The 24,043-nt window shown below is 41.9% G+C and carries 21 protein-coding genes; 5 read left to right on the plus strand and 16 right to left on the minus strand.

The features are described from left to right. Positions 1-314: 314 nt before the first annotated feature. The 4 genes from HMPREF2573_RS08715 to plsB all read right to left on the minus strand — a co-directional run bounded on the left by HMPREF2573_RS08715 (position 315) and on the right by plsB (position 6,756). The gene (locus tag HMPREF2573_RS08715) at positions 315-1,583 is read right to left on the minus strand and encodes a UDP-glucose 6-dehydrogenase (protein WP_003660429.1); all 1,269 of its coding nucleotides are present in this window, start codon (positions 1,581-1,583) and stop codon (positions 315-317) included. Beyond that, positions 1,576-3,204: a glucose-6-phosphate isomerase gene (gene pgi, locus HMPREF2573_RS08720; protein WP_003673413.1), complete on the minus strand. Its 1,629-nt coding sequence runs from the start codon at positions 3,202-3,204 to the stop codon at positions 1,576-1,578. Before pgi ends, HMPREF2573_RS08715 begins: the two co-directional genes overlap by 8 nt. A gap of 32 nt (positions 3,205-3,236) precedes the next feature. Beyond that, positions 3,237-4,103 carry a UTP--glucose-1-phosphate uridylyltransferase gene (locus HMPREF2573_RS08725; RefSeq protein WP_003663458.1) on the minus strand — a complete coding sequence of 289 codons (867 nt, stop codon included), beginning with the start codon at positions 4,101-4,103 and terminating at the stop codon, positions 3,237-3,239. A 73-nt stretch (positions 4,104-4,176) separates the two neighbouring features. Then, positions 4,177-6,756 carry a glycerol-3-phosphate 1-O-acyltransferase PlsB gene (gene plsB, locus HMPREF2573_RS08730; RefSeq protein ID WP_070473221.1) on the minus strand — a complete coding sequence of 860 codons (2,580 nt, stop codon included), beginning with the start codon at positions 6,754-6,756 and terminating at the stop codon, positions 4,177-4,179. Positions 6,757-6,941: 185 nt separating this feature from the next. Between plsB and HMPREF2573_RS08735 the strand changes: the two genes are divergently transcribed. Continuing rightward, positions 6,942-7,904, plus strand: a complete 963-nt coding sequence (locus tag HMPREF2573_RS08735) for an acyl-CoA thioesterase (RefSeq protein WP_003673415.1) — start codon at positions 6,942-6,944, stop codon at positions 7,902-7,904. 198 nt (positions 7,905-8,102) lie between these two features. Then, entirely contained in the window at positions 8,103-9,263 is a 1,161-nt protein-coding gene (locus HMPREF2573_RS08740) for a DUF1615 domain-containing protein (protein WP_003657254.1), read from the plus strand. An 18-nt stretch (positions 9,264-9,281) separates the two neighbouring features. Here HMPREF2573_RS08740 and lptG read toward each other — a convergent pair whose 3' ends face one another. Next, complete coding sequence (lptG, locus tag HMPREF2573_RS08745) at positions 9,282-10,391, minus strand: LPS export ABC transporter permease LptG (RefSeq protein ID WP_070473224.1); 1,110 nt, start codon at positions 10,389-10,391, stop codon at positions 9,282-9,284. Continuing rightward, positions 10,388-11,701: an LPS export ABC transporter permease LptF gene (gene lptF / locus HMPREF2573_RS08750; RefSeq protein WP_003661353.1), complete on the minus strand. Its 1,314-nt coding sequence runs from the start codon at positions 11,699-11,701 to the stop codon at positions 10,388-10,390. Before lptF ends, lptG begins: the two co-directional genes overlap by 4 nt. 207 nt (positions 11,702-11,908) lie before the next feature. Between lptF and HMPREF2573_RS08755 the strand changes: the two genes are divergently transcribed. Beyond that, entirely contained in the window at positions 11,909-13,420 is a 1,512-nt protein-coding gene (locus HMPREF2573_RS08755) for a leucyl aminopeptidase (protein WP_003657249.1), read from the plus strand. A 299-nt stretch (positions 13,421-13,719) separates the two neighbouring features. Here the strand turns inward: HMPREF2573_RS08755 and HMPREF2573_RS08760 are convergent, their stop codons facing one another. The 7 genes from HMPREF2573_RS08760 to ubiG form a co-directional block, all read right to left on the minus strand. Then, the gene (locus HMPREF2573_RS08760; RefSeq protein WP_003660423.1) at positions 13,720-14,916 is read right to left on the minus strand and encodes an amino acid aminotransferase; all 1,197 of its coding nucleotides are present in this window, start codon (positions 14,914-14,916) and stop codon (positions 13,720-13,722) included. A 120-nt stretch (positions 14,917-15,036) separates the two neighbouring features. Next, positions 15,037-15,960 carry a LysR family transcriptional regulator gene (locus HMPREF2573_RS08765; protein WP_003657246.1) on the minus strand — a complete coding sequence of 308 codons (924 nt, stop codon included), beginning with the start codon at positions 15,958-15,960 and terminating at the stop codon, positions 15,037-15,039. A gap of 199 nt (positions 15,961-16,159) precedes the next feature. Further along, a complete protein-coding gene (locus HMPREF2573_RS08770) occupies positions 16,160-17,239 on the minus strand; it encodes a calcium:cation antiporter (protein WP_070473227.1) in 1,080 nt (359 codons plus the stop codon). Between the two features lie 102 nt (positions 17,240-17,341). Continuing rightward, positions 17,342-18,664, minus strand: a complete 1,323-nt coding sequence (locus HMPREF2573_RS08775) for a polyamine export protein PaeA (protein ID WP_003661356.1) — start codon at positions 18,662-18,664, stop codon at positions 17,342-17,344. Between the two features lie 103 nt (positions 18,665-18,767). Then, positions 18,768-19,547 carry a YciK family oxidoreductase gene (locus HMPREF2573_RS08780; RefSeq protein ID WP_070473230.1) on the minus strand — a complete coding sequence of 260 codons (780 nt, stop codon included), beginning with the start codon at positions 19,545-19,547 and terminating at the stop codon, positions 18,768-18,770. Between the two features lie 134 nt (positions 19,548-19,681). Further along, positions 19,682-20,374, minus strand: coding sequence for an HAD-IA family hydrolase (locus tag HMPREF2573_RS08785; RefSeq protein WP_070473233.1), 693 nt, complete (start codon positions 20,372-20,374; stop codon positions 19,682-19,684). 9 nt (positions 20,375-20,383) lie between these two features. Next, entirely contained in the window at positions 20,384-21,196 is an 813-nt protein-coding gene (gene ubiG, locus HMPREF2573_RS08790; protein ID WP_003664773.1) for a bifunctional 2-polyprenyl-6-hydroxyphenol methylase/3-demethylubiquinol 3-O-methyltransferase UbiG, read from the minus strand. A 346-nt stretch (positions 21,197-21,542) separates the two neighbouring features. Between ubiG and HMPREF2573_RS08795 the strand changes: the two genes are divergently transcribed. Next, positions 21,543-22,163 carry a thiol:disulfide interchange protein DsbA/DsbL gene (locus HMPREF2573_RS08795; protein ID WP_003657232.1) on the plus strand — a complete coding sequence of 207 codons (621 nt, stop codon included), beginning with the start codon at positions 21,543-21,545 and terminating at the stop codon, positions 22,161-22,163. Positions 22,164-22,291: 128 nt separating this feature from the next. Here the strand turns inward: HMPREF2573_RS08795 and yjgA are convergent, their stop codons facing one another. Together yjgA and HMPREF2573_RS08805 are read right to left on the minus strand one after the other, a co-directional pair. After that, entirely contained in the window at positions 22,292-22,795 is a 504-nt protein-coding gene (gene yjgA / locus HMPREF2573_RS08800; protein ID WP_003657231.1) for a ribosome biogenesis factor YjgA, read from the minus strand. A 31-nt stretch (positions 22,796-22,826) separates the two neighbouring features. Further along, complete coding sequence (locus HMPREF2573_RS08805; protein ID WP_065248884.1) at positions 22,827-23,189, minus strand: tetratricopeptide repeat protein; 363 nt, start codon at positions 23,187-23,189, stop codon at positions 22,827-22,829. 61 nt (positions 23,190-23,250) lie between these two features. Here HMPREF2573_RS08805 and HMPREF2573_RS09775 point away from each other — a divergent pair, with 61 nt between their 5' ends. After that, positions 23,251-23,382, plus strand: coding sequence for a hypothetical protein (locus tag HMPREF2573_RS09775; protein WP_255360642.1), 132 nt, complete (start codon positions 23,251-23,253; stop codon positions 23,380-23,382). A 101-nt stretch (positions 23,383-23,483) separates the two neighbouring features. Here the strand turns inward: HMPREF2573_RS09775 and HMPREF2573_RS08810 are convergent. Next, positions 23,484-24,043 (minus strand): restriction endonuclease subunit S (locus HMPREF2573_RS08810; RefSeq protein ID WP_070473235.1); only part of this gene is annotated, 560 nt, incomplete at its 5' end.

Raw genomic sequence — 24,043 nt, forward strand, 5'->3', positions numbered from 1 at the left:
GAATTTAAATAAATATAAGCTTATCATTTAACAGCCAATACGATGCTTTGATTCATTGTTAAGATTTTTATGCTGAATGTTAACAGTGGCACGAGTTAATAGTGTGCCTAAATTACATAAAGCACATTATTGGACATATGGATAAATGATAAAAAGTAGCAATGGGCTTACAGCAGTTATGCCAAAATAAAGCATGGCAAAAGTATGCCCAACTTAAAAAGAATGCAGAGAGTGGAGAGATTGGAAAGGTTGGAAAGATTGTTAATTCCATGATTAGATTTAACCATCAGGCAAATTAAAATCAATGGCATCTGCTATGAATACTTTTCTCGCCCAATACCATAATAAGGTGCTGTCAGCATGGCGATTTGTTCATCATCTAAAACATTTTTGGCATCAAAAATTGCAATGTTAATTTGATTGAGCACATGAATATCAGGCTTGGTTAATAAAGACCAATTGATGATGAACAGTGCATCAGCTTGTACCAAATCCTGATAAGGATCATCAGTCAATCTTAACAATGGATGATCGCCATAAGTTGATTGCATTTCAAAGGCGGTATTATGTGCAAAAACGAGCGTACAAATGCCATACGACCAAAGCAGCTCAATCAATGGATGAATGGCAGAATTAATCATGCGTGATGCACCATTTCGATAACCTGCTCCCCAAATCATGACTGTTTTATGCTCAATAAAACCATTAAAATATTGCCAAAACTTACGAAAAATCAGCTCTTTTTGGTCGTTATTGATGTGACTGACAGCACTGATAAGCGAAGTGTCGACACGGTTTTGTTTAAACTTATCCATTAAAAGCTCAAGCTCTCGTGGCAATGTCTTGCCACCAAAGCCCCATCCTGCCGACAGATAAGCCGAACCGATACGACCATCTTGGGCAATGATGCGTTCAACTGATTTGATATTTACCCCTTGATTATCAGCAAGTCTTGCCATCTCATTCATAAAAGACAGCCGAGTTGCCAACATCGCCATCAAAGTACTTCGGGCAAATTCCACCGTTAAAATATCAGCAACTTGGCAATGCTTGGCATAGGTTTTTAAGCTTAATAATATCTGGCAATAAGCAACACTGCCTGCGGTTTTTTCACCAATCATCACCAAATCCGAATGATAAAACGCATTATAATTAGCACCATCTTTCATAAAGCTGATGGGCAAATAATACACCCAAGATGATTTAAATTGTTTGGCAATCTTATCAATCTTACCAAGCTTTTGCACACCGCTTAAAATAATCCGACTGTGCGGACTGTCTAGCACATGTATGATATGGCTAAGCGTGATATCATCCACATCATCTAAAAATAACCACAAAACCCCAGCTTGAGCCGATGATAAAAATGCCTGTCTTTGACTGTCTGTGATGATAATTTTTTGTTGAACACAATACAGCTGCCATAATGTATTCATCTGATGGTCGCATTGATAATATTCAAGCGTTTGTAAAACTGACGGCTCATCAGCCAACAAATAAACCGTTTGATTCATGCTTGCCAACCAAAGACAAGTATTAATCGCTTCGTGTTGATGGCCAATCACATAGGCATTATTATTCATTGATTATCCTTGACTGCTTGATGACAGACAAAAGCGTATTGGTCGAATGGTCGAAGCAGTCTGTATTTGTCTTACTGATCAGCTCGTCATAGACACGATTTGCCATCACTTTACCAACTTCCACGCCCCATTGATCAAAAGGATTGATTTGCCAAAGTACGCTCATGACATACACTTTATGCTCATACAAAGCAATTAATGCCCCTAAAGTTTTGGGGTTTAAATCACCCAATAACAGCGTTGTGGAAGGCTGATTGCCCCGATATTTTTTAAATTTTGCCAAATCATCTGCCGCATTTGCCACGCCATGCGGTAGTGCAGCGTTGCCAAAGGCGAGGACTTGAGACTGTGCCAAACAATTGGCCAATGACAGTTTGTGCTGGTAAACTAAAGAGTTATTCACGATTTGAGTATCATTATAGCGATGAATTGGGGTAATAAAATCACAAGAAACCCGCTGTGTTCCTTGGTGTAGTAATTGATAAAACGCATGTTGTGCATTTGAGCCAATGTCTCCCCATAAAATTGGGCAAGTCCTATAATTAACCGATTCTCCTGTGCGTTTGACCGATTTACCGTTAGATTCCATTTCAAGCTGGGTTAAATAGTTGGGAAAATGGCTCAATCGACCATCATAAGGCAAGACAGTATGTGCATTAATACCCAAAAAAGTTGCATTCCAAACACCAATAAGTCCTAGCAATACAGGCAAATTTTTATAAAAATCTGCCTGTGCAAAGTGCTTATCCATCTCATGTGCACCTGCCAATAATGCACGAAAATTAGCCATGCCGATACGCACCGCAATCGCAAGTCCAATCGCTGACCACATACTAAACCTACCACCAACCCAATCCCATAATAAAAGCTGATTGTCTGGATGAATGCCCCAATCGCTCATCTTGTCAGGTCGTGTGGAGATACCAATAAAATGGCGGCGTAAAATTGTTGGCTTATGTGCATAAGCGGCCAGCAACCAGCTTAATGCTGTTTTGGCATTGGATAAAGTATCTACCGTACCAAAGGATTTTGATGATATGATAAATAAAGTTGTCTGCGGATTGAGTTTTTTTAATAAACTTTCTAATTGTGTGCCATCCATATTAGAAACAAAGTGAACATGGATATCAGTATCCGCCCACTCAGACAGTGCTGTTGTTGCCATCAACGGACCTAAGTCCGACCCTCCGACGCCAATATTCACCACATCACGGATCGCCTTGCCTGAATAGCCACGCCAAATACCGCTACGGATACGATGAACCAAGGCTTCACATTTATCTAAACTATCATGCACCTGCTCCCCAACATCCACGCCATCAACGATAAGCGACTCACCTTTTGGTAAACGCAATGCGGTATGCAGTGCCGCCCTTTGCTCGGTATCATTGACCTTTTCACCTGCCAATAATGCCTTAATTTTTTGTGATAATTCACATGCATCAGCAAGCTGTATCAGCTTAAGCAAACTTTCATCATCAATGGCCTGCTTACTAAAATCCATATAAATATCACACGCTGTCGCTGAAAATTTTTGGCCACGGTTGCTATCAGCGGTAAAATAATGCTGCAGATTAATGGGTGAGTGAGCAAGTCTTTTTAAGTCATGCCAAGTATTCATCAATCGTCCTTGTTTTTTGGTTTTGCTAAAAATTAAAACGACTGATCGACTTGACTGGCAAAATAAGCAAATGCCTGAATATAGCTTGTCATATCACCAGCGTCAAAGCTTGCCCCTTTTATTGTTACCACATCCATACCCTGCTGGCTGATGAGTGCATCGATGGCATCGGTGAGCTGAATCTCACCGCCTACGCTTGGCTTGGTTTTTGCCAAATACTCAAAAATTTCAGGGCTAAATACATATCGCCCCACTACAGCAAGATTGGACGGTGCAAGATCCAAACTTGGTTTTTCGACAAAACCCAGTACATCAAATGGGTGATTAGCATCCGATTTTTGTACACTTTGCCGATCCTTTAGCCGAGCAATGCCATATTTATGCACCTGACTATCTGCCACAGGTTCAACCAAAATTTGACTGCGGCCAGTTTGGGCAAATCTTGTCATCATATATGCCAAGTTATCTGCCCTAAAATCGGTCGTAAATGGATCTAGCACGACATCAGGCAACAGCACAACAAATGGATTATCGCCCACCACAGCACGCCCTTGTAGCACTGCATGACCAAGCCCCAACGGATAACCTTGACGCACACTGACAATGCGTACATCTTTGGGTAAAAAGTTTAGGCCATCTGCCAAGCCATCTTTGCCTTTTTGGCGTAACTGGCTATCAAGTTCGGTATTGATATCAAAATAGTTTTCAATCGCCTGCTTTTGAGCATGATTGACCAACACAATGGTTTTAATGCCCGCACGCACCGCCTCCATAACCACATAATGAATAGCAGGTTTATCACCCAGTGGCAACAGCTCTTTGGGTACAGCTTTTGATAAAGGCAGCATACGAGTACCAAAGCCTGCGGTGGGAATGATGGCATGGGTAATGGTGTTCATAATCATTTTCACTCTAATGACAATTGGTTGGTGTGTAAACTTTTTTATTCAAACTTAGCAAAAAAACCGCCTGCTATCTTATCCCAAACTTGCGTTTTTTCTCCATGCTTGCCATCGCCAAACCTAGCTCATCAGAAGAAAGGCTTGCGGTATGGGTGAGTACTTGCATCATATCTGGCTGTAGTACAAACTTTGCAAATTCAGCAATGCGGTCAATACGCTCATCAAAGGATAATAAATTGGTCTCTGTATTGATACTGATATAACCCATGCGAACCAAAGTATCAATAAAGCTTGTAAACAATGCTTTATCAAACATATCTGGTAAATCATCGGCATGCAGCACCGATACACGCTGACCGACAACATGGCATAAAGTCACCACCTGTTCGGTCGTCAGACGGTCTGAACCTTGTTTGGAAAGCAAGGTTAATGCCATAAAGTAACGCTCAAGACTTTGCTGGGCTGGACTTGCCAGTACGATCAGTTTTTGATAAGCCTGTGAATTGCCCTCAGGACTGCCCACAATGCCCTGACCTAGCTCAACAATTACCTCTTGTTCAATCAGTAATTTTAGCACTTGATGAACTTTTTCAATGATATTTTTAAGTGATATTTTTAAAAATAACTCACTTTGCAAAAATGGATATAAAAGCTCAGTAATACCATCTAACTTTTGATGACTGATACGACCATTTCTTTGTACCAATGCTGCCAGTAAACTTGCGATGATAAATACATGCAAAATATTATTCTTAAAATAAGATAAAAGTGGCACTTGCTTATCTGCCACACGAATCATATCACCCAAAATATGTGGCATGCGTTCAATGAGCTTAAGCTTCACCCCATAATTTAAAATCTGCCTTGGTGTCATATCGGTGACATGGGTGTCATCATCATAAGGCAAGGCTTGGGCAATGTGCTGATACAGACGGATTTGTTCAAGGCATTGGGCTTCATCAAGTGCAGCATTTGGTGTTGACAGCAGGGCCAATGCCAATAGCGAAACAGGATTCACCACAGCGGCTTTATTGATATTTTGCATGACCTTGACGCCCAAGTTTTGAACCATGGCGTGGACTTTTTTGGTGTTTTCATCACTATCATCGCATGCGTTGACCTGAAATTTTTCCATAAAGTCTGTCAAATATAAAGGGCTGCCAAATGACAAATGCACCGTCCCAAAGATACGCTCAATTTTGCGTGCCGTTTTTAATAAGCCAAGTAAATTTTCGCTTTCTTTGGGTTTACCTTTGAGTTCTCCCACATAAGTTGCTCCCTCCATGATGCGTTCATAGCTGATATAAGCTGGGATAAATACAACAGGTTTGGCAGGTTTACGCAAATGGCTGTTGACTGTCATCGCAAGCATACCAAGCTTAGGTGGCAACAGACGACCTGTGCGTGAACGCCCTCCTTCAATGAAATACTCTATCGGTGCTTGACGCTGCATCAAACTATGTACATACTCTTTAAAAACAGTGCTATACAGTGTATTGCCTTTAAAGCTGCGACGCATAAAAAATGCACCCCCGCTTCTTAACAATTCTCCAAGTATGGGAATATTGAGATTCTCACCCGCTGCCACATGCGGAATACGCAAACCCCGCTTATAAATCACGTACGATAACAAAAGATAATCAACATGGCTTCTATGACATGGAACATAAACAACCTGATAATCTGGTGCAAGTGTACGCACACGCTCAAAATGACGCACTTGAACGCCATCATACAGCCGTGTCCAAAGCCAAGTTAAAAAATGGTCAAAAAAACGCACCACTGAATGTGAATAATTGCTGGTAATCTCGCCCAAATAGCCCTGAGCTTCTGCTTTAACGGCGGCGATGGATTTACCAGATGTCGCTGCTTGCTCTTCAATGGCTTTTACCACTTTAGGTGAGGATAAAATTTCACCTGCCACATTTCTTTTATCAGATAAATCAGGGCCGACGATGCTGGTGCGTTGTTTGTCCAAATAACCTTGAAGACGCTGTGCAATGGCGATCGTCATGCCATCTTCGCCAGATGCTTGAGTTTGGGCAATTAGGGTTTGTAAATCTTTTGCTTGGGAAAAATGGATAAAAGTATCACGACCCATCACACCAATATTAAACAACTGTTTGGCTTTTGAAGGCGACTCCCACTCATCTGCCATCAGTAAGCGAAATAAAGATTCTTCTTTGTCTGGTGCTCGCCCCCACAGAATGGTCACAGGCACCAGATTAATTTTTAGCTCAGGATTATCAAGGCAAGCTTGTATCAGTCGTTTAAGACGAGGTACATGCCTATTTGTGCTTTTTGTACGACGGTCTTTTAAAAAAATCATGGCAGAAGTTTCATGAATCTGTTCAGCATGCACCTCTGCTAATGCTGCAGGTAAACCCAGTGCCTCGGTTTGCATACCAACAAGCAGACTGTTTGAGCGTGAATACGACCGAATCACATAAAAAGTCGGTACTTTATCATCAATCTTTGGTATCTCACCTAATAAAGCTGGCTTAACCACAAGCGATAATCCTTTGGTTGAAGCACGGCGATAAGGGCTTGGTGTGCGTTCATTGCCATGATCTTGGCTATTTTGGGGCGGTTTGGGTAACGCACTTGGTTGGCTGCCAGATTTTTTGAACAAATTTACAAGTTTTTGCATAAATTAATCAATACAAAGAAGTGAATTTTTATTCTATCATTGTTTGGATTTTTTACCTAAAAAATTGATAAAAAAGTGGTATAATTTTGACAGTTTTTAATTTATGCCAAAGATATTTTAAGGTCATCACCCAACCAAATTGATGATAATATCAGTCAACCAACACGCAACACTTAATGAGTCATATGAAATTTTCTTTTGAACGCTATGCTCTAGCACCTGAAGCTGTCAAGACACAAATCACAGATCTATTAAATACTCTACATCTAAAACGCATTGGTGATGATGTTTTTGAAGGTCCAAGTTTTGACTATGTTGGGCCTAGAGTGTTTGGTGGGCAAGTACTTGCCCAAGCGCTGCTTGCTGGTGCTAACACATTAACGATTGATAAACCTTGTCATAGCCTACATGGTTATTTTTTACGAGGTGGCGACATTCGTCTACCGATCGTCTATCAAGTACGCCGTTTGCGTGATGGACGCAGTTTATCAGCCCGAGAAGTCATTGCGGTGCAATATGTGCCAACCACCGACAAAAACGGTAATCATACGACCAATGAACAGGTCATTTTTTCGATGATTGCCTCATTTTCACCCATGGAAGGCGGGCTTGATTACCAAGAAACCATGCCTGATTATCCACCCCCTGAAAGCCTAAAAACCGAGCAAGAACTCAAAGCGGATTATTTACATAAAATTCCCGAACCACTCAAAGCAAGATTTATGCGTCAGCGTCATGTCGAAATCCGCCCCGTCACACCACGAGACCCTGTGACACCCAAGCCTGAGCGTCCACACCAAGCCAATTGGGTGCGTATCGCTGATATTGGGGAGCAGCCAGTTGCCATTCATCAAGCACTACTTGCGTTTGTGTCTGATTATTATTTGGTCAGCACAGGTTTAATGAGTCATGGGCTAAGCCTGATGACACAAGGTCTGCAAATGGCTAGTATTGACCATTCCATACATTTCCATCGCCCTTTTGATATGACCGAATATCTACTCTACGACATGTGGAGCGATACCACAAGCCACGCCAAGGGTCTAAACCATGGTCAATTTTGGCAAGATGGCAAACTTATCGCTTCAACGCAGCAAGAAGGGTTGATGCGATTGCATGATGACCCAAGTATCTTTACCAGCAGCTAATTTGCCTGAAGCATTGCTTGACAGTGTGTGCCAAAATGATTGTGCTTAAATTGGTACAAACTTCTTGCACGATGGTGTATTTTTGTACAAGCACTTGACGAAAATTAACTGTCAAATTACTATAAGATGCCTTTTTGAGCGTCATCTGCTCCACTGTCTTTAGTGTTTCTTGTGTAAATATTTTGGGATGTAGACCAGATGCATAAAATGTATCCTACTAGTATTTTATTGTGTGCCGTGGTTTTGTCAGGCTGTGATGCAGTCAAGCAGACCATCACAGACAAACCTACGCTCAGCGATGCCCAAATCACCAAATTAATCCCCAAGCGTGTCAATAACGCCAAGCTATGGGCAACTGATATTGGCGATATTTTTGATGAATTATCACTACCGAAAACCGCACAAAATATCTGTACCGCCATCGCTGTCATTGACCAAGAATCAAATTTTCATGCCGATCCCAGCGTCCCAAACTTAGGCAATGCTGCCCTAAAAGCCATTGATGACAAGCTAGAAGATAAACTTGGTAAAAATATGGCAGGCGTATTTCGTAACATGCTTGAGACACGCCCAACGCCAAAAAACAACTTCATCAAACAAATCAAAGCTGTAAAAACCGAAAAACAGCTTGATGAGCTATACCGAGAGATTTTTGATTATTTTACCAGAACCTATAAAATAGCCCCTTTAACTAACATCACAAAACTCTCAGGACAAGGCATTGATGAACGCATCAACCCTGTCACAACACTTGGTTCTATGCAGGTACATATCGACTACGCACGAGCACATCGCCGTGCCAGCATGAGCGATCGGGATTTGCGTGCCGATTTATACACACGCTATGGCGGGCTTTATTATGGCATACATCGATTAATGGTATATCAGGCAAATTATGACAAGCCTTTATACCGTTTTGCTGATTATAATTCGGGTATGTATTCAAGCCGAAATGCTGCCTTTCAGCAGCGGATCGCTACTTTAAGTGGTGAAAGCTTAGCCATTGATGGAGATTTATTGCTTTATAAAGATGGCAGCCCCATAAGCAAAATATCCTCTACCGAAACTGCCGCCATCGCTTTACTTGCTACCGCATCAAAACCCATCAACGCACAACAAATCCGATCTGATTTTAAAAAAGAAAAAACTCGTGATTTTGAAAAAACCATCACTTATCGTGCGGTGAATGATATGTTTGCCAGTAAATTTGGGCGAGAGCCTACTTATGCCATTATGCCAAAAGTTGTCATTTCAGGGCCCAAGCTTAGCCGAGACTTTGATACCAATTGGTTTGCCACCCGTGTCAATGAACGCTATCAAACCTGCATCACGACCGCCAAGCGTCACCGATTAAGCTAAACTTAGGTTACACCCAGTTTAGCTTGATTTGCGATTTAGTAAATACATACCCGCCATCGCTGATAGCACGATCGGCACCAGTGCCATTAACAGTGGCGAAAGACCCGTTGCCAAAGCCACAAAGCCCGTCAAATCAGTCAAATAACTAAATAAAAGACCCGTTAAAAGTGCCAAGACCACTCGCAGTCCCAAGCCTTGGGAACGCAGTGAACCAAAGACAAATGATGATGCCACCAATACTAACGAAAGTACCGCAAAGGGCGAAAGTAGCTTTTGCCAAAATGCCAATTCATGACGCAGTGAGCGTGTGCCTTGATGTGCCATGAGCTGCCTGTGGGCGTACAAACTGCTAAGTGATAAATCTTCAGGCTCTTTGGTCAATAAATACACATCGGTCGGTGCAATCGGTAAGGTCAGTATTTTGCCTTCGCTGTGTGCTTGTTGCACTTGTGATGTACCGATGCCAATCTCATCAATGCCTGATAACTGCCAAGTATAGCGGGCTTTTTGTGCATTCATCACATCATCAGACTGTGGCAAATATACGCCTGATTTTGCTTTGAGTGCAGTGATTAGCTGACCATCTTTGAGCTGATATCGTTTGACCTCTCCAAGCCCGCCTTCGTTGTCGGCATAGCTGATATAAACCACATCTTGACTATCGCCATCATGATTGACTGACCAATAGCCATCAATCGTGATAAGCTTATCATAAATGGTATCTGCTCTGATGGCAGCGGCATGCTGATTGGCGGTAGGCAGGACAAATTGATTGACACCCAGCGATATGGCAACAAAAATGACCGCAGGCAACATCGCCCAGCTGACGATACGATATATGCTCATGCCAGCAGCTCGCATCACGATAAGCTCACTGTGATTGGCAAGCAAGCCCAAACCAATGACTGCCCCCAAAAGTGTGCCAGTTGGGATAAATTGCACCAAAAAATAAGGCGAGCGATACAAAATAAATAGCAGTGCATCGGTCAGCGTATATGTTTCACTGATATTATCAAGCTCGGCCAAATAAGCAAATACCATCTGTACAAGCCATAAACCCACCACAGCACCTGCCATGGCAAGCAGTGCTGAGCGGATGACATATTTTGGTAAAATCCATGATTTCATGCCACATCTCCACCTTGACGCCTAAGACGAAGCCGCATCATCACTTGCTGATGGTAATTCAGATACATCGCCACGACCATCATCATCAATAAAGCAGCCAGATAAATCACGGGTGAAAGCTTGCCTTTGGCGATGGTATCTTTTAAAGAAATTACCACAAGCACGCCCGCAACATAAATCAAAATCGCTGGCACCAGTTTATACCATCTGCCTTGGCGTGGTCGCACATAAGACAAAGGTGTCGCCAATAAGATTGCCAATAAAATCAGCCAAGGCATGCTCAGACGATAGCCAAGCTCGGCGTATGCTTCTTGAGGATTATCACGCTTGGAGTGACCTTGAATGATTGACAAAAGTTCAGTGGTACTCACGCCTTCAATGCGTATGTGGCTGGTGCCTTCAGGAGGCTTGACAGATAAAGTCATGCGATAGCGTTCAAAGCCAATTTGACTGTATTGGCGACTTGTTGGATCTACTTCATAGCGTCGACCTTGTTGCAAGTCTAGCTGAATTTGCCCATTGCCAGTTTCAACATGTGTGGCAGATTTGGCAAAAATGATAGAATCTCTTTGATGGGATTGTCTTGATTGGATATCACTTGGTTCGGCAGTATGCATCTGAATGATGATGACATCTTTTAAGAACTCACGATTGGCACCCATCTCACCCACATACAGGTGATAATCGCCGCTGCTGATGAATTCTTGGGGGCGAATCAAATCAAAAACCTGAGCCACTGACTGCTCTTGCCAAATATTGGTAGCACGCTCCATACCCCAAGGCTTAGCCACCATAGACACCCAACCTTCAATACACATCAGCACAACCACCAACGGCATAAGCAGTCGTGCCACACGCCCTCGGCTGATACCACTGGCATTCATTACCGTCATCTCATGATCTGTATACAACCGCCCAAATACCAACATTAAACCAATAAAAAAAGACAACGGTAAAATCAGCTCAAGAAAATAGGGAAAATTATAACCAATCAGACGAAACAAAACGCCAACATTAAGCCCACCTTCTGCCGCCATCCCAAAATAGCGAATCAGACGACCGCCCAGTAATATCACTACCAAAAATCCCAAAACTAAGGCAGTGGTTGAAGCGACTTGTGTGGTCATATAACGGCGTAAAATATGGCAGCGTAAAATCAAAAAGCACAAGCTCCAAAAAGTGGCCAACAAATTTCTTATGATAACAAAAAACCACAACGGTTTTAAGTGATTTGCTAAGTTTATTTTGTTGCCAATGTTTTCAGCCCAAATACACCCTATCATGTGCCATTGATAAACGCTTAAAATCACTTGGTCTTATCATTGATACCAACCAAGAAACATGGATCAAAACACCCCGTATCAACCTATAAATTTAAGCCCATAAATTTTGCATCTTGGATGAAATTTGATTTTGTCATGACGCCATTTATGCTACACTAAGCTTGGAAACTGGCGTTGGTGCATCATCACCCCAAAACACCAGCTTCGGTCATTCACATATAATAAGGAAAAGATATGCCAGCACATACATTTCAAATCAGCGTCAAAAATACGCTGACCTTAAAAAAAGCCACCAAAAACAAACCCTTACCCATTGTTGTGGTCTTTGTTAACGATGAAGGTCAAATTTTGGGTAATTTGGGTGATGCCCAATATATATCACGCGCCACAGCACTTATCCAGCAAAGCCACTTTAAAGGCACGCTTGGTAAAAGCGTTACCGACTATGCTTTAGATGACCAAGCATCTCCAGCCATCAGTATTGTTGGCGTGGGTAAACTTGATAAGCTTGCTGATAATATCGCTAAAGTTGCCGTGGCAACTTATGATGTGATTAAAAATTCTCAAAGTGCGGCAATTTTGTGGGGTGATACCATTTGCCAAATTCACTTTACACAATTTGTCACCGCCTTAATTGGTGCAAGCTATCGTTTTGAGCATCACAAAACCAAACCAAAAGATGCCGATACTTTGCGTGAAATTGTTATCATCAGTAATAAAGACACTCAAACCGACTATGATAAAGCACTTGTATTTGCTCAAGCAACTGCTGCTGGTATTACCACCGCACGAGATGTCGCCAATGAAGCTCCCAATGTGCTTAACCCCAGCGAGCTTGCAAAAAAAGCCAAACAACTTGCCAAGGATTATGCCGATACCGTTTCGGTTACCGTGCTGAATGAAAAAGACATGAAAAAACTTGGCATGGGGTGCTTTCTTGCTGTCTCACAAGGCTCAGATGCAGAAGGCAAACTTGCCGTTATTGAGTATTATGGCAAATCCAAAAAATCCGATAAAAAAGCTAAGCTAGATAAGCCATTTGCTTTGGTTGGTAAAGGTCTAACCTTTGATTCAGGTGGCATCTCACTAAAACCTGCCGCTGGCATGGAAGAGATGAAATTTGATATGGGTGGTGCTGCCTCTATCTTGGGTACTGTGCGAGCAGTCGCCGAAGCTGGACTTGAAATTGATTTGGTCGCTGTACTTGCTTGTGCTGAAAATATGCCTTCATCTCGTTCAGCTCGCCCAGGTGATGTTGTTACCGCTATGAATGGTACTACTGTTGAAATTTTAAACACCGATGCCGAAGGTCGCTTGGTGCTGTGTGATGCACTTTGCTATGTCCAAGAGCATTACGATGCACGCATTATCATCGATACAGCTACCTTAACTGGTGCTTGCGTGATTGCACTGGGCAGCGTTCGTTCAGGCATGTACAGTAATGATGAAGATGCACTCTTTGCCCTGCAAGCAGCCAGTGAGTATACGGGTGATTTGGTTTGGCATATGCCTTTAGATGATGCCTATGATGAGCAGATTAATTCAAAAATTGCTGATGTCCAAAATATTGGTGGGCGTGAAGCAGGTTCAGTTACCGCAGCATGTTTCTTGCAAAGGTTCATCAAAGAAGGTCAAGCTTGGGTACATCTTGATATCGCAGGTCCTGCTTGGAAGAGTGGTAGCACCAATACCGCCTCAGGTCGTCCTGTGGCGTTGCTAACCCAGTATCTACGCAGCCAAGCCTAACTATTAATCAGGTAAGCTTAAGCCAAACAACACGCCCAAATCGTCGAAGATTTGGGCGTGTTGTGATATTTATGGTTATTTTTATGGGGTAATTTAAATGACCTTTTAGGTTTTAGGTTTCACATGAAACATCACGAAATTTGTCGCAATCATTAAAACCTGTTGTGCTAAATTGGGGATTGCTCTGATATTGTGTGATTTTTTAGCCTAAGACTAGCCCATCTTGACTATCATTTAACTGTCAAAAAGCACCAAATTTTTAAAAATTTGGTGCTTAGTTTTATGACAGGTGACTTAGCTTACTTAAGCACTTCAGCCATAGCACTGGCAACATATTCTACATTAGAATTATTCAGACCTGCCACACACATACGCCCATTTTCAACCATATATACCGCAAATTCTTCACGCAAACGAATCACTTGCTCTTTGGTTAGTCCTGTAAAGCTAAACATACCACGCTGTTTGGTAAAATAGCTAAAATCACGCTCAGGCAGTTTAGTGCTTAATGCTTCTTGGAGTTTTTGACGCATATCACGAATGCGGTCACGCATTTCATATGCCTCACCAATCCATAACGCAAATAATGCTTCATCATTCATGACCGCATCAACAACATAGTTGCCGTGTGCAGCTGGACTTGAATAAATGCGACGGACGGTAAATTTTAATTGACCAAGTACCACATCTGCTTCTTCTTTGGTTGGTGCAACGACAGATAAACCGCCCACACGCTCACCATAAAGTGACAAGTTTTTTGAAAATGAATTAGAGACAAATACCGTCAATCCCAGCCCCACCGCACGACGAATGGCATACGCATCACCATCCATATCATCGCCAAAACCTTGATAGGCAATATCCATAAATGGAATAAGTTTTTTATCTTTGACGATTTGTAATAGCACATTCCACTGTTCACGGGTCAAATCCACACCAGTTGGGTTATGGCAACATGGGTGTAGTAGCACTACATCATTTTCATTTAAAGTCTTGAAAAATTCGCACAGCTCATCAAATTTTACGCCAATAGTTTTTGGATCATAATAAGGATACTTTGCCACCTCAAAACCTGCACCCTCAAAAATACCCACATGATTTGCCCAAGTTGGGTCTGACACATAGCATTTGGCATTAGGAAACCACTCATGGATAAAATCAGCACCAACCTTTAACGCACCAGAACCGCCCAAAGTTGCAATCGTGGCAACACGCCCCTCTAAAACTGCAGGATGATTTTTACCAAATAACAAATCTTGGCATGCCTTACGATAACCTGGCAAACCATCCATTGGCAAATATCCTCGTGGACGAGGTGGATTGGTGATTTTGGATTCGGCGGTTTTGACGCATTCAAGTACAGGCAATTGACCATCTTCGGTATAGTACACGCCCACACCAAGATTGACTTTAATGTCAGTGCGTGGGTCTTGGGCATATTTATCCATCAAGCCTAAAATTGGGTCGCCTGCATAAGTGGTTACATGTTCAAACATTGATGCATCCTTTTAATTGTTAAGTTGATTAAAACTTATTTAGTATAATGCAAATTTCAACCCTTTTGGGCAAAAGTTTGGCATAAAATTTGTCACACAATGTATCATCACAATGGCAGCTTAGATACCTGATACTTTTGAATGACTGACTAAAAATTCATGGGCATTTTGTTCTAAAAACTCCTTAAATGCCAACGCTGCAGGTGATAATGAGCGATTTTTGTGCGTATATAATAAAAATTTACGCTCTACCACAGGGTCGGCAATAGGACGCATCACCAAGCCATTTTGCTCCACCCATTCAGCAGCGTATAATAGGCATAAGGTTACGCCAAGTCCCATTCGGGTCATTCCAAGTGCAGTTGATAAAAAATTTACCTCAAACTCAGAGTTAAAAATACGGCTTGAAATTTGAGCAGGCAGTTCATTTTGTAGACTTTTAATAAACGGGCCATTAAGCGTAATCAGCCGTTCATTCAATAAATCCGTCCAACGCAAAACATCTTTTTTGGCAAATGGGTGAGTGGCAGGCAACACCAAATAAAATGGCGAAGAAAATAACACCACCGCCTGCAAATCATCAGAATGCACCCGCTCTGGGGCAACGCCCAAATCTGCTTCTAGATTTTCAATATGCTCCACCACATCATCAACCGAGCAATCGGTGAGTGTCACTTGAATATTTGGGTGAATATCACAAAACTTTGCCACAAATTTTGGCATCGTGCTTGCTGATAATTGTTGCGAAACTGCCAAACGCACATGCCCTTGATGCAGTGATTTTAGGTTATTCACCTTTTCATTTAAAACTGACATCTCATTAAGCACACGCCGAGCTTGTGGCAAAAGTCGCATACCAGCATCAGATAAATGCAGTTTGCGAGTTGTGCGGTCAAATAATTTGACACCCAAATTCTGTTCAAGCTCTTTGATTAATCCAGACAATGCTGATTGTGTGAGACACAATGTCTCGGCTGCTTTGGTAAAACTATTTTGTTCAGCTACCAACAAAAAGGCTTTGAGCTGTCTTAGAGTTACACTCACCGCAATTCCTTTTAATTATAAATAGTAATAAACATATTAGTAGTTATTATAAATAATAATTTTTAAAATGCAAGATAAAAAACAACTCATCTTAATGATAAACGATTTAACATTAAGATGAGTGGCGATATTTTCATGAGACAACCCAAAATATTGCCCATCATTTGACTAGAATTCAAGGGACGACAATCGCGGTCATTTATGGTGCAATGATGGTGAAAACATACGCCGATAAATTCACCAACAATACAATGCCGTATAAAATGTTCGTGCGTCCTTGATTAAGTGACAGCATGACAATAAAAGTTGATAAACCAAGCAATACCATAGATTTACCATCTAAACCTAGCACCAATGGAATATCATAAATTAAGCAAACAATGGTGACAGCAGGAATGGTTAAGCCAATACTTGCCAATGCTGAACCTAATGCTAAGTTTAAGCTGGTCTGAAAACGATTGTGGCGTGCCGCATTTAATGCCGCCAATCCCTCGGGCATTAACACCACCGCTGCAATGATCCCCCCAACCAACGCGACAGGTGCACCCATATAAGCAACTGCCGCCTCAATGCTGGGGCTTAGGCTCTTGGCAAGCATGACCACAATGCCCAAACAGATTAACAAAAATATAAAGCTGATGGTTGTAATCTTTGTGCTTGGTGGTTGGGCATGGTGATCCAAATCATCATCAGCTGCCAAAAAATAATCACGATGACGCACTGTCTGAACCATGATGAATGAACCATACAATACCAAAGAGGCCACCGCCACAAACATAAGCTGTGCTGATGAATAAGTGCCTTGCGTGGTGGAAGTGGTAAAATTTGGTAAAATTAAGGTCATCACCAAAATTGAGACCAGTGTAATTAATGCGGTGCTGGCAGATTTTTGCCCAAAAAATTGTTCTCGATGTTTTAGACCGCCAATCATCAGCGACATCCCAAGAATCCCATTTAAAATCAACATAATTGCTGCAAAAACCGTATCACGAGGTAAATACGCTGCATTATCCCCGCCTGTGACCATCAGCGAGATGATGAGTGCGACCTCAATGATGGTAATGGCTAACGCTAAAATAATGGTACCAAAAGGCTCTCCGACCTTATGCGCGACCACCTCTGTGTGATAAACTGCCGATAACACACTACCAATTAAAAACACGCCCCCCAAAATTTGTAACAGCAGATGGGTTTTTATGCCCACAAAAAATAACCCCCAAGCCACCAATGGCAAGAGCATTGACCAAATGGGTAAACCAAATCGTGTATTTGATGCCATACAGGCTCCTTATGATAATGATACTTGTCGATGAAGCCAATCGCTTATCAAATCAGACAATGAACCACTGAACTTTGTGTGCATAAAGGCAGAAGATGAATCTTAGTCTTCGTGCTTGGGCAGTTGCTCTAGGCGAGTTACCAAAAGTTGGTCAATCTTATAATGGTCGATATCTACCACCTCAAATTTAAAGCCCTCATGCTCTACCCAGTCTGCAGGGCGTGGAATCTTACGCAGGCGATACATAATAAAGCCCGCCAGCGTCTCATAATGATCCCAATCAGGAAACTCATTAATATCAAGGGCATGTTTAACATCATCAATCGGCGTAATCCCATCAATCAGCCATGAATTTTCATCACGGCGAATGATTTGTAAATCTTCAGGCTCAGCGGCTGCCCAATCGCCCATGACAGTCATCATAATATCTGATAGTGTAATTAGCCCAACAACCAATGCATATTCATTAATGACTACCGCCATTTTTTCATTACTGGCACGAAATTTATCCAAAAGCTCGGATAAAGTGAGTGTATCTGGAATAATCAGTACATTACGAATGGTAGATTCATTCAGCTGAAAAATTGGCTGTTCGCTTAAAATTCGTACCAAAATATCCTTGGTATCGACATAACCGATGACTTGGTCGATATGCTCATTACAGACCAAAAATTTAGAATAAGGATAATCGGCAATCTTTTGACGAATACTCTCCTCGCTTTCACTGAGTGCAAAATATACCACATCCTCACGAGCCGTCATCGATGATGGCACGGTGCGTTCTTCAAGTTCAAAAACATTTTCGATAAAGTGCTGTTCTTGTTCCATCAGAACGCCAGCCTCTGCCCCAGCATCAACAATGGCAGAAATATCATCAAAGGTGATACTGTCATCACGAGCCGTATCAAATTTAAAAAGCCGAAAAGTCACATCTGCGATGGTATTGATGATCCATGCCAAGGGCTTGACCACACGAATTGTCCATAAAATCGGATTGATGACCACCAAAGCCACTCGCTCAGGATTAATCATTGCAATGCGTTTGGGAATCAGGTCAGCATATAAAATAAATAGCAGTGTTACCAAAACAAACGACGAAAAAAAAGCGATGCTGTCAAGCCAAATCCCTTGATATACCAAGCCAATCCATTCGGAAAAATAAGGACGCAAGGCACTTTCACCAACCGAACCGCCCAAAATGGCGACAGCATTTAGGCCAATTTGTGAAGTGGCAAAAAAATCAGCTGAATTTTCTTGCAATTTTAAGACTTTCTCGGCACGGTCATCGCCTGATTCTGCCAGTAATTTAAGTTTGATTTTTCTTGAACCTGCCAAAGCAATTTCTGAAATCGAGAAAAAACTCGATGTCAAAATCAGTACAAGAATAATCATAAAGTTTTGAAACAAACTCACAGTAACACCCATTTGGTGAAGTTTTGATTGAAAAATTTGCCACGACTGGTTTAAAGAGTGTAGGTTAAGGCTGATTTGATGATAGTCATGATGCTATTTGTGTTGGCTTGATTAGCTAAGTATTTTTTGGTTGGCAATCAATCACTTGACCTTTAATACCACTTGCTTCATCTGTCATCAAATACACATAAACTGGCATGATATCCTCAGGCGTCTTAAGTGTATAAGGGTCCTCACCTGGAAAAGCATGTGCACGCATATTGGTACGAGTTGCACCAGGATTGATACAATTAAACCGAAGTGCTGTCATGTTTTGGGTTTCTTGGGTGAAAATGGTTGCCATACCCTCAACCGCTTGTTTTGAGAGTGCATAAGCACCCCAAAACGCTCTTGGTCTTGCACCCACGCTGCTGCTTGTAAATCCCACCGAGCCGCTTTGGGCTGCACGCAGTAGCGGAATTAGGCTTTGGGTCAGCATGAATACGGCTGTCATATTCACCCGCATGACCTGCTCAAAGGTGATCGGATCGTACATCTCAAGTGGCGTCAATGTCCCCAAAATGGCTGCATTATGTAGCACGCCATCAAGATGTCCAAATTCTTTTTCAATTAAGCCTGCCAGCTTTTGCATCTGTGCAAAATCTGCCCGCTCAAGATCCATGGGTAAAATGGCAGGCAACGCCAACCCAAGTGCCTCAATTTCATCATAAACCACTTCAAGTTTTGATTGAGTTTTACCCAGCAAAAGAACCGTTGCACCGCATTTGGCATAAGTCAAAGCAGCAACTTTGCCTATCCCATCGCCTGCACCTGTCACCAAAATAATTTTATCTTTTAGACTGTCTTTGGTGAATTGAAAATCACGAATTGCATCATGTGAACGCATGGTTGTCATGTTTTATCCAGTGGCTAATTGAGCTTTTTGTTAGCTCTATGTTAAATTGATATGAAATTTATGAGAAGAAAATAAGGTAATATAATACCTTTTGGGTCCAACAATAACCCACTTAAGCGACAATGAAAGTCACCTTATAAAACTTGTTGCAAAACCCAATCCGTCAACGCTTTGGGTGTCTGCATGATAACATCAGCACCCCAAGTATCGATACTTGCCAAATCCGCTGCCGATAAATAACCAAACCCTGCGATGGCTGTCTGCATACCAGCAGCCCGCCCTGCCTCAATGTCTCGGCGATGATCACCAATATAAATACATGCCAACGGTTCAACGCCAATTTTTTGGCACGCCAAATATAAAGGCTCAGGGTCAGGTTTGGGATTTTTGACATCATCAGGACAGACCAAAACACCACATCGTGATGATAAATTTAGCTTGTCCAATAAGTTTTCTGTCAAATAGCGTGGCTTATTGGTAACAATGCCCCAAGGGATATGATACCCCTCAAGTTTTTCAAGTAAGACCTCAAGCCCCTCAAATACTCGGCTATCTACACAAACATCGATTTCATAACGATCCAAAAAAGCTTGGCGGCGGCTTAATAGTCGTGGATCGTCATCACAGATTTGCCCAAGTTGCTCGGCAAACATCAGCTGAACCATAGTACGCGCGCCTGCTGACACCTGCTCTCGTATCGCTGCTTCACTGGGGGCAGATAGTCCCTCATCGGCACACATCTGCTGAATGATACGAACAAAATCAGGTGCGGTATCAATCAATGTACCGTCCAAATCAAAGAACACGGCTTGAATGGGCTGTGTCATAAAGCTTCCTTAGGTGTGTTTTGGGGTATCTGTTTGTGTGTTTGGTTTGGTAAATGCCATCATATAATTGACATCAACATTTTTATTAGACAGCCAATAATGCTGGGTAATAGGATTATAATGCAGACCCGTCAAATCACATCTTTGAAAACCAACGCTCATCGCCATTTGGTCTAACTCCGCTGGCGTGATGAACTTATGCCAATCGTGCGTCCCTTTATCCACCAAATTTAAGACATATTCAGCACCAATGATCGCAAACAGATAAGATTTTGGGTTGCGATTAATGGTACTCATCACACACACACCACCCGGCTTTAATAAATCATAACACGCCTGCACAATCGCACTAGGATCAGGCACATGCTCAAGCATCTCCATACAAGTCACGACATCAAAACCAGAAGCGTGTTCTGCCGCCAACTCCTCTGCAGCAACGCAGCGAAAATCAAGCCCATCTATGCCTGTTTTGGCGGCGTGGATACCGGCCACTTTTAGGTTTTCATCACCCAAGTCAATCCCTAAAACGCTCGCACCACGCACCGCCATCGAATGTGCCAAAATCCCCCCACCGCAGCCGATATCTACCACCGATTTGGCAACCAACGATGAACCATAACAGTCATTCACACGATCTTCAATCCAGTTTAGACGCAGTGGGTTGATATCATGCAATGATTTAAACGCACCCATGCGATCCCACCACTCATCCGCCAATTTGGTGAATTTACTAATTTCGTCAAAATCAGCATTATTGATCGCTTGGTTGGTATCGCTGGCAGAGTTTATGCTGTTGATGGTGGCAGTATCATGACTTTGCATGGCATCATCCTTTGGTTTTGTTTTATTTGGCTAAATTTTTTTATTTTATCATTTTTAACGGTATTTGACTACTTTTACAATTTAAGGTCATCATTACTCATCTTAAGCACCCAAAACTCTTAAAAATCAAATACAATCCATGATGAAACCATCAAGATCATACCAAAATAAACCAGCGTAGGCCGCACACTGATGGCAAAAAATTTACACAATCTGCAACGAAACCTTAAGAAAACTGTTGCCACATTTGACAAAAAATACGATAAACTATAGCTCATCAGATTTTTGTCTTTAACATTGATATCATCATCAGATTTTAGGCTTTATCTTACAACAAGGAAATTTTATGAAATTTGCATTAAAAACAGCATTACTCACAACCATGCTAAGTGTTGCAACTTTGGCACAAGCAAACTTTGTCGAAGGTCAGGACTATAAAGTATTACCCAATCCTGAAACTATCGCAGGTGACGTCATTGTGGTGCGTGAATTTTTTTGGTACGGTTGCCCACATTGCTATCATCTTGAGCCACATATGCAAAAATGGGCAAAAACACGCCCTGCTGATGTGGCATTTTTTCAGACACCTGCGGCGATGAATCCAGTGTGGGAAGTGGGTGCTCGTGGCTTTTATGCTGCCCAGCAACTAGACGCCCAAGAAAAAACCCATCAAGCATTATTTGATGCCGTCCACAAAGATGGCAATCGCAACATTATCAGTTCACAACAAGAGCTTGGTAACTGGTACGCCTCTAAAGGCATCGATAAGGCAAAATTTGACAGCCTGTATAATTCTTTTGCCGTAACCACCAAAATCGAGCGTGCCAAAGCAGCTGCGACACGCTATGGTCTATCTGGCGTGCCTGCTGTGGTTGTTCATGGTAAGTATGTGGTTTCCGGTGAAGATGCCAAAGTGCCTCAAGTCGTGGATTTTTTGATTAATAAAGTGCGTGAAGAAAAACAATAACCCACAAATGTTAAAATCAGCCAATCTGTGCGTTTATTTCGTCTGCCCAAAATACCGATGATCTATCGGTATTTTGGTGATTGGCTGATATTGTACTCATGCCAAGACAAAACCCAGCCATCAAATCATCATTTAGACAATATCGCCACCTCTTTAACATAACTTTCAAAATCTGCCACGCTTTCAGCCAATAGCTCATCATCGCCCAAATGTTTGGCGTATTCTATCCACAAAAGCAGTTGATAAATACTGTTATATTCCGCCTTTTTAAATTGCTTAACAAACTGCTTAATGGTGCTTTCATCAGACAGTTTTAGGCGATCATACCATGTTTCAATCTTGGCAATTTGCTCGGGGGTAAATTGACATTCAAATAACGCCTGCGTTAGCGCGTGGCGGTTTTCTTCAATGATGAGTTTACCCACTCGTTTGATTTGGCGGTTTTTGGCGGCGTGGCTGTCTATATTGGTTAAATGCTTTAATTCATCCAAAAAATATTCACTTACTGGCAAATTGGCAAGCTGTTTTTTGGACAATTTGGCAAGCGGTTCGGATAATGCTTGCAAACGCTCATGGGATTTTTTAATCTCAGTGCGAGACACTCGCATGTCCATTTTTGACCAATCAATCATAAGATACCTTATATTTGTCGTTAATTTATCATTAATTTGTGGTTAATTTATCAAAATTATCATGCTTGATGCACCCATCAGATAAGCCCAACTGACACGAGACCAAAAACCACTGTTTTGCTGCTGCTTTATTTTGTTCAAGATTTGATTTGTAATAATACACGCCAATATTATGGGCGGCTTTTGCATTGCCTTGTTTGGCGGCCTGTTGCCAGAGTGCGAGTGCGTGGCTTTGATTTGCAGCAACCCCTTGCCCATAAAAATACATGCTGCCCAAATTATATTTGGCACTGGCATGACCCATATCCGCCGCCTTTTGATACCACGCCTGTGCTTTTTGATAATTTTGCTGGATGCCATCACCTTGAAAATAGGCAACCGCCAAATTATACATCGCTCGTAATGCCCAAGTTCGGCCGCTTTTTGGTATTCACGCACCGCCATGGGGTAATCTGATGCCTGATCATAGCGAACCGCCAATTCAAAAAACTCATCGGCTTGTTGTGCGATGGTGCTGTCTTTACTGGTTTGAACAGCATCGCTATCGGTTGCCCAGCTGGGCGTACCTGCCATCACAGACAGCATAAAAATCACGCTTGTCGCCATATGTTTGGCGGTTTTTGGGTTGGGTGTTTCGACATTCATGAATAATAACCTTTTAATCATGATTGTTTAAATCGTTAAATCGTTAAATCGTCGCTTTAAAATTTAATAACTGCTCACGGTAATACTCATATTGCTTTTGACGCAGCTTTATTTCTTTGGGCAGACCTTCGCTGATGGATTGGGTCAGCGTGTCAAATGTGTCCAAAATGGCAACGATTTGACTTTGAACAGATAGGGGTGGGATTGGGATTTTAAGTTTTTTGACAATCTGAGCGTTAATATTGGTTTGAGAACCCGTTCCCAGTGATTTAATATATTCATATTGATTGGCTAAACAGTAATATACGTAGCGATATTCAGCAATTTCTTCATTTACTTCAATATTTGCACATGCCTGATTGGTTGTCATTGGAATTTTATTGATACCAACACGCCCAACAGTTGCCCCATACATTGCTATAATAACGCAATTTGCAGGTATCCATTTTGCACTTGAATTTTTAACACCTGGTTCTATAATTTTTACGCCTGTGTCATAAATATCATTAAAATTAACTTCTTGGGTACGAAGCCAAGGGATTTCGCCATTATTATAGTATTCAGGAATGCCTGTTTTAGGCGTACCACCTGATGAAATTTTTT

This window comes from Moraxella sp. HMSC061H09 (genome assembly GCF_001809255.1).
In the GTDB taxonomy this organism is placed as follows: domain Bacteria; phylum Pseudomonadota; class Gammaproteobacteria; order Pseudomonadales; family Moraxellaceae; genus Moraxella; species Moraxella catarrhalis.

Coding starts and splice junctions, on each gene's coding strand:
- HMPREF2573_RS08715 (WP_003660429.1), bottom strand. CDS start 1,583: ATGAATAATAATGCCTATGTGATTGGCCATCAACACGAAGCGATTAAT.
- pgi (WP_003673413.1), bottom strand. CDS start 3,204: ATGAATACTTGGCATGACTTAAAAAGACTTGCTCACTCACCCATTAAT.
- HMPREF2573_RS08725 (WP_003663458.1), bottom strand. CDS start 4,103: ATGAACACCATTACCCATGCCATCATTCCCACCGCAGGCTTTGGTACT.
- plsB (WP_070473221.1), bottom strand. CDS start 6,756: ATGCAAAAACTTGTAAATTTGTTCAAAAAATCTGGCAGCCAACCAAGT.
- HMPREF2573_RS08735 (WP_003673415.1), top strand. CDS start 6,942: ATGAAATTTTCTTTTGAACGCTATGCTCTAGCACCTGAAGCTGTCAAG.
- HMPREF2573_RS08740 (WP_003657254.1), top strand. CDS start 8,103: ATGCATAAAATGTATCCTACTAGTATTTTATTGTGTGCCGTGGTTTTG.
- lptG (WP_070473224.1), bottom strand. CDS start 10,391: ATGAAATCATGGATTTTACCAAAATATGTCATCCGCTCAGCACTGCTT.
- HMPREF2573_RS08755 (WP_003657249.1), top strand. CDS start 11,909: ATGCCAGCACATACATTTCAAATCAGCGTCAAAAATACGCTGACCTTA.
- HMPREF2573_RS08760 (WP_003660423.1), bottom strand. CDS start 14,916: ATGTTTGAACATGTAACCACTTATGCAGGCGACCCAATTTTAGGCTTG.
- HMPREF2573_RS08770 (WP_070473227.1), bottom strand. CDS start 17,239: ATGGCATCAAATACACGATTTGGTTTACCCATTTGGTCAATGCTCTTG.
- HMPREF2573_RS08775 (WP_003661356.1), bottom strand. CDS start 18,664: ATGGGTGTTACTGTGAGTTTGTTTCAAAACTTTATGATTATTCTTGTA.
- HMPREF2573_RS08780 (WP_070473230.1), bottom strand. CDS start 19,547: ATGACAACCATGCGTTCACATGATGCAATTCGTGATTTTCAATTCACC.
- HMPREF2573_RS08785 (WP_070473233.1), bottom strand. CDS start 20,374: ATGACACAGCCCATTCAAGCCGTGTTCTTTGATTTGGACGGTACATTG.
- ubiG (WP_003664773.1), bottom strand. CDS start 21,196: ATGCAAAGTCATGATACTGCCACCATCAACAGCATAAACTCTGCCAGC.
- HMPREF2573_RS08795 (WP_003657232.1), top strand. CDS start 21,543: ATGAAATTTGCATTAAAAACAGCATTACTCACAACCATGCTAAGTGTT.
- yjgA (WP_003657231.1), bottom strand. CDS start 22,795: ATGATTGATTGGTCAAAAATGGACATGCGAGTGTCTCGCACTGAGATT.
- HMPREF2573_RS08805 (WP_065248884.1), bottom strand. CDS start 23,189: ATGTATAATTTGGCGGTTGCCTATTTTCAAGGTGATGGCATCCAGCAA.
- HMPREF2573_RS09775 (WP_255360642.1), top strand. CDS start 23,251: ATGCCTGATCATAGCGAACCGCCAATTCAAAAAACTCATCGGCTTGTT.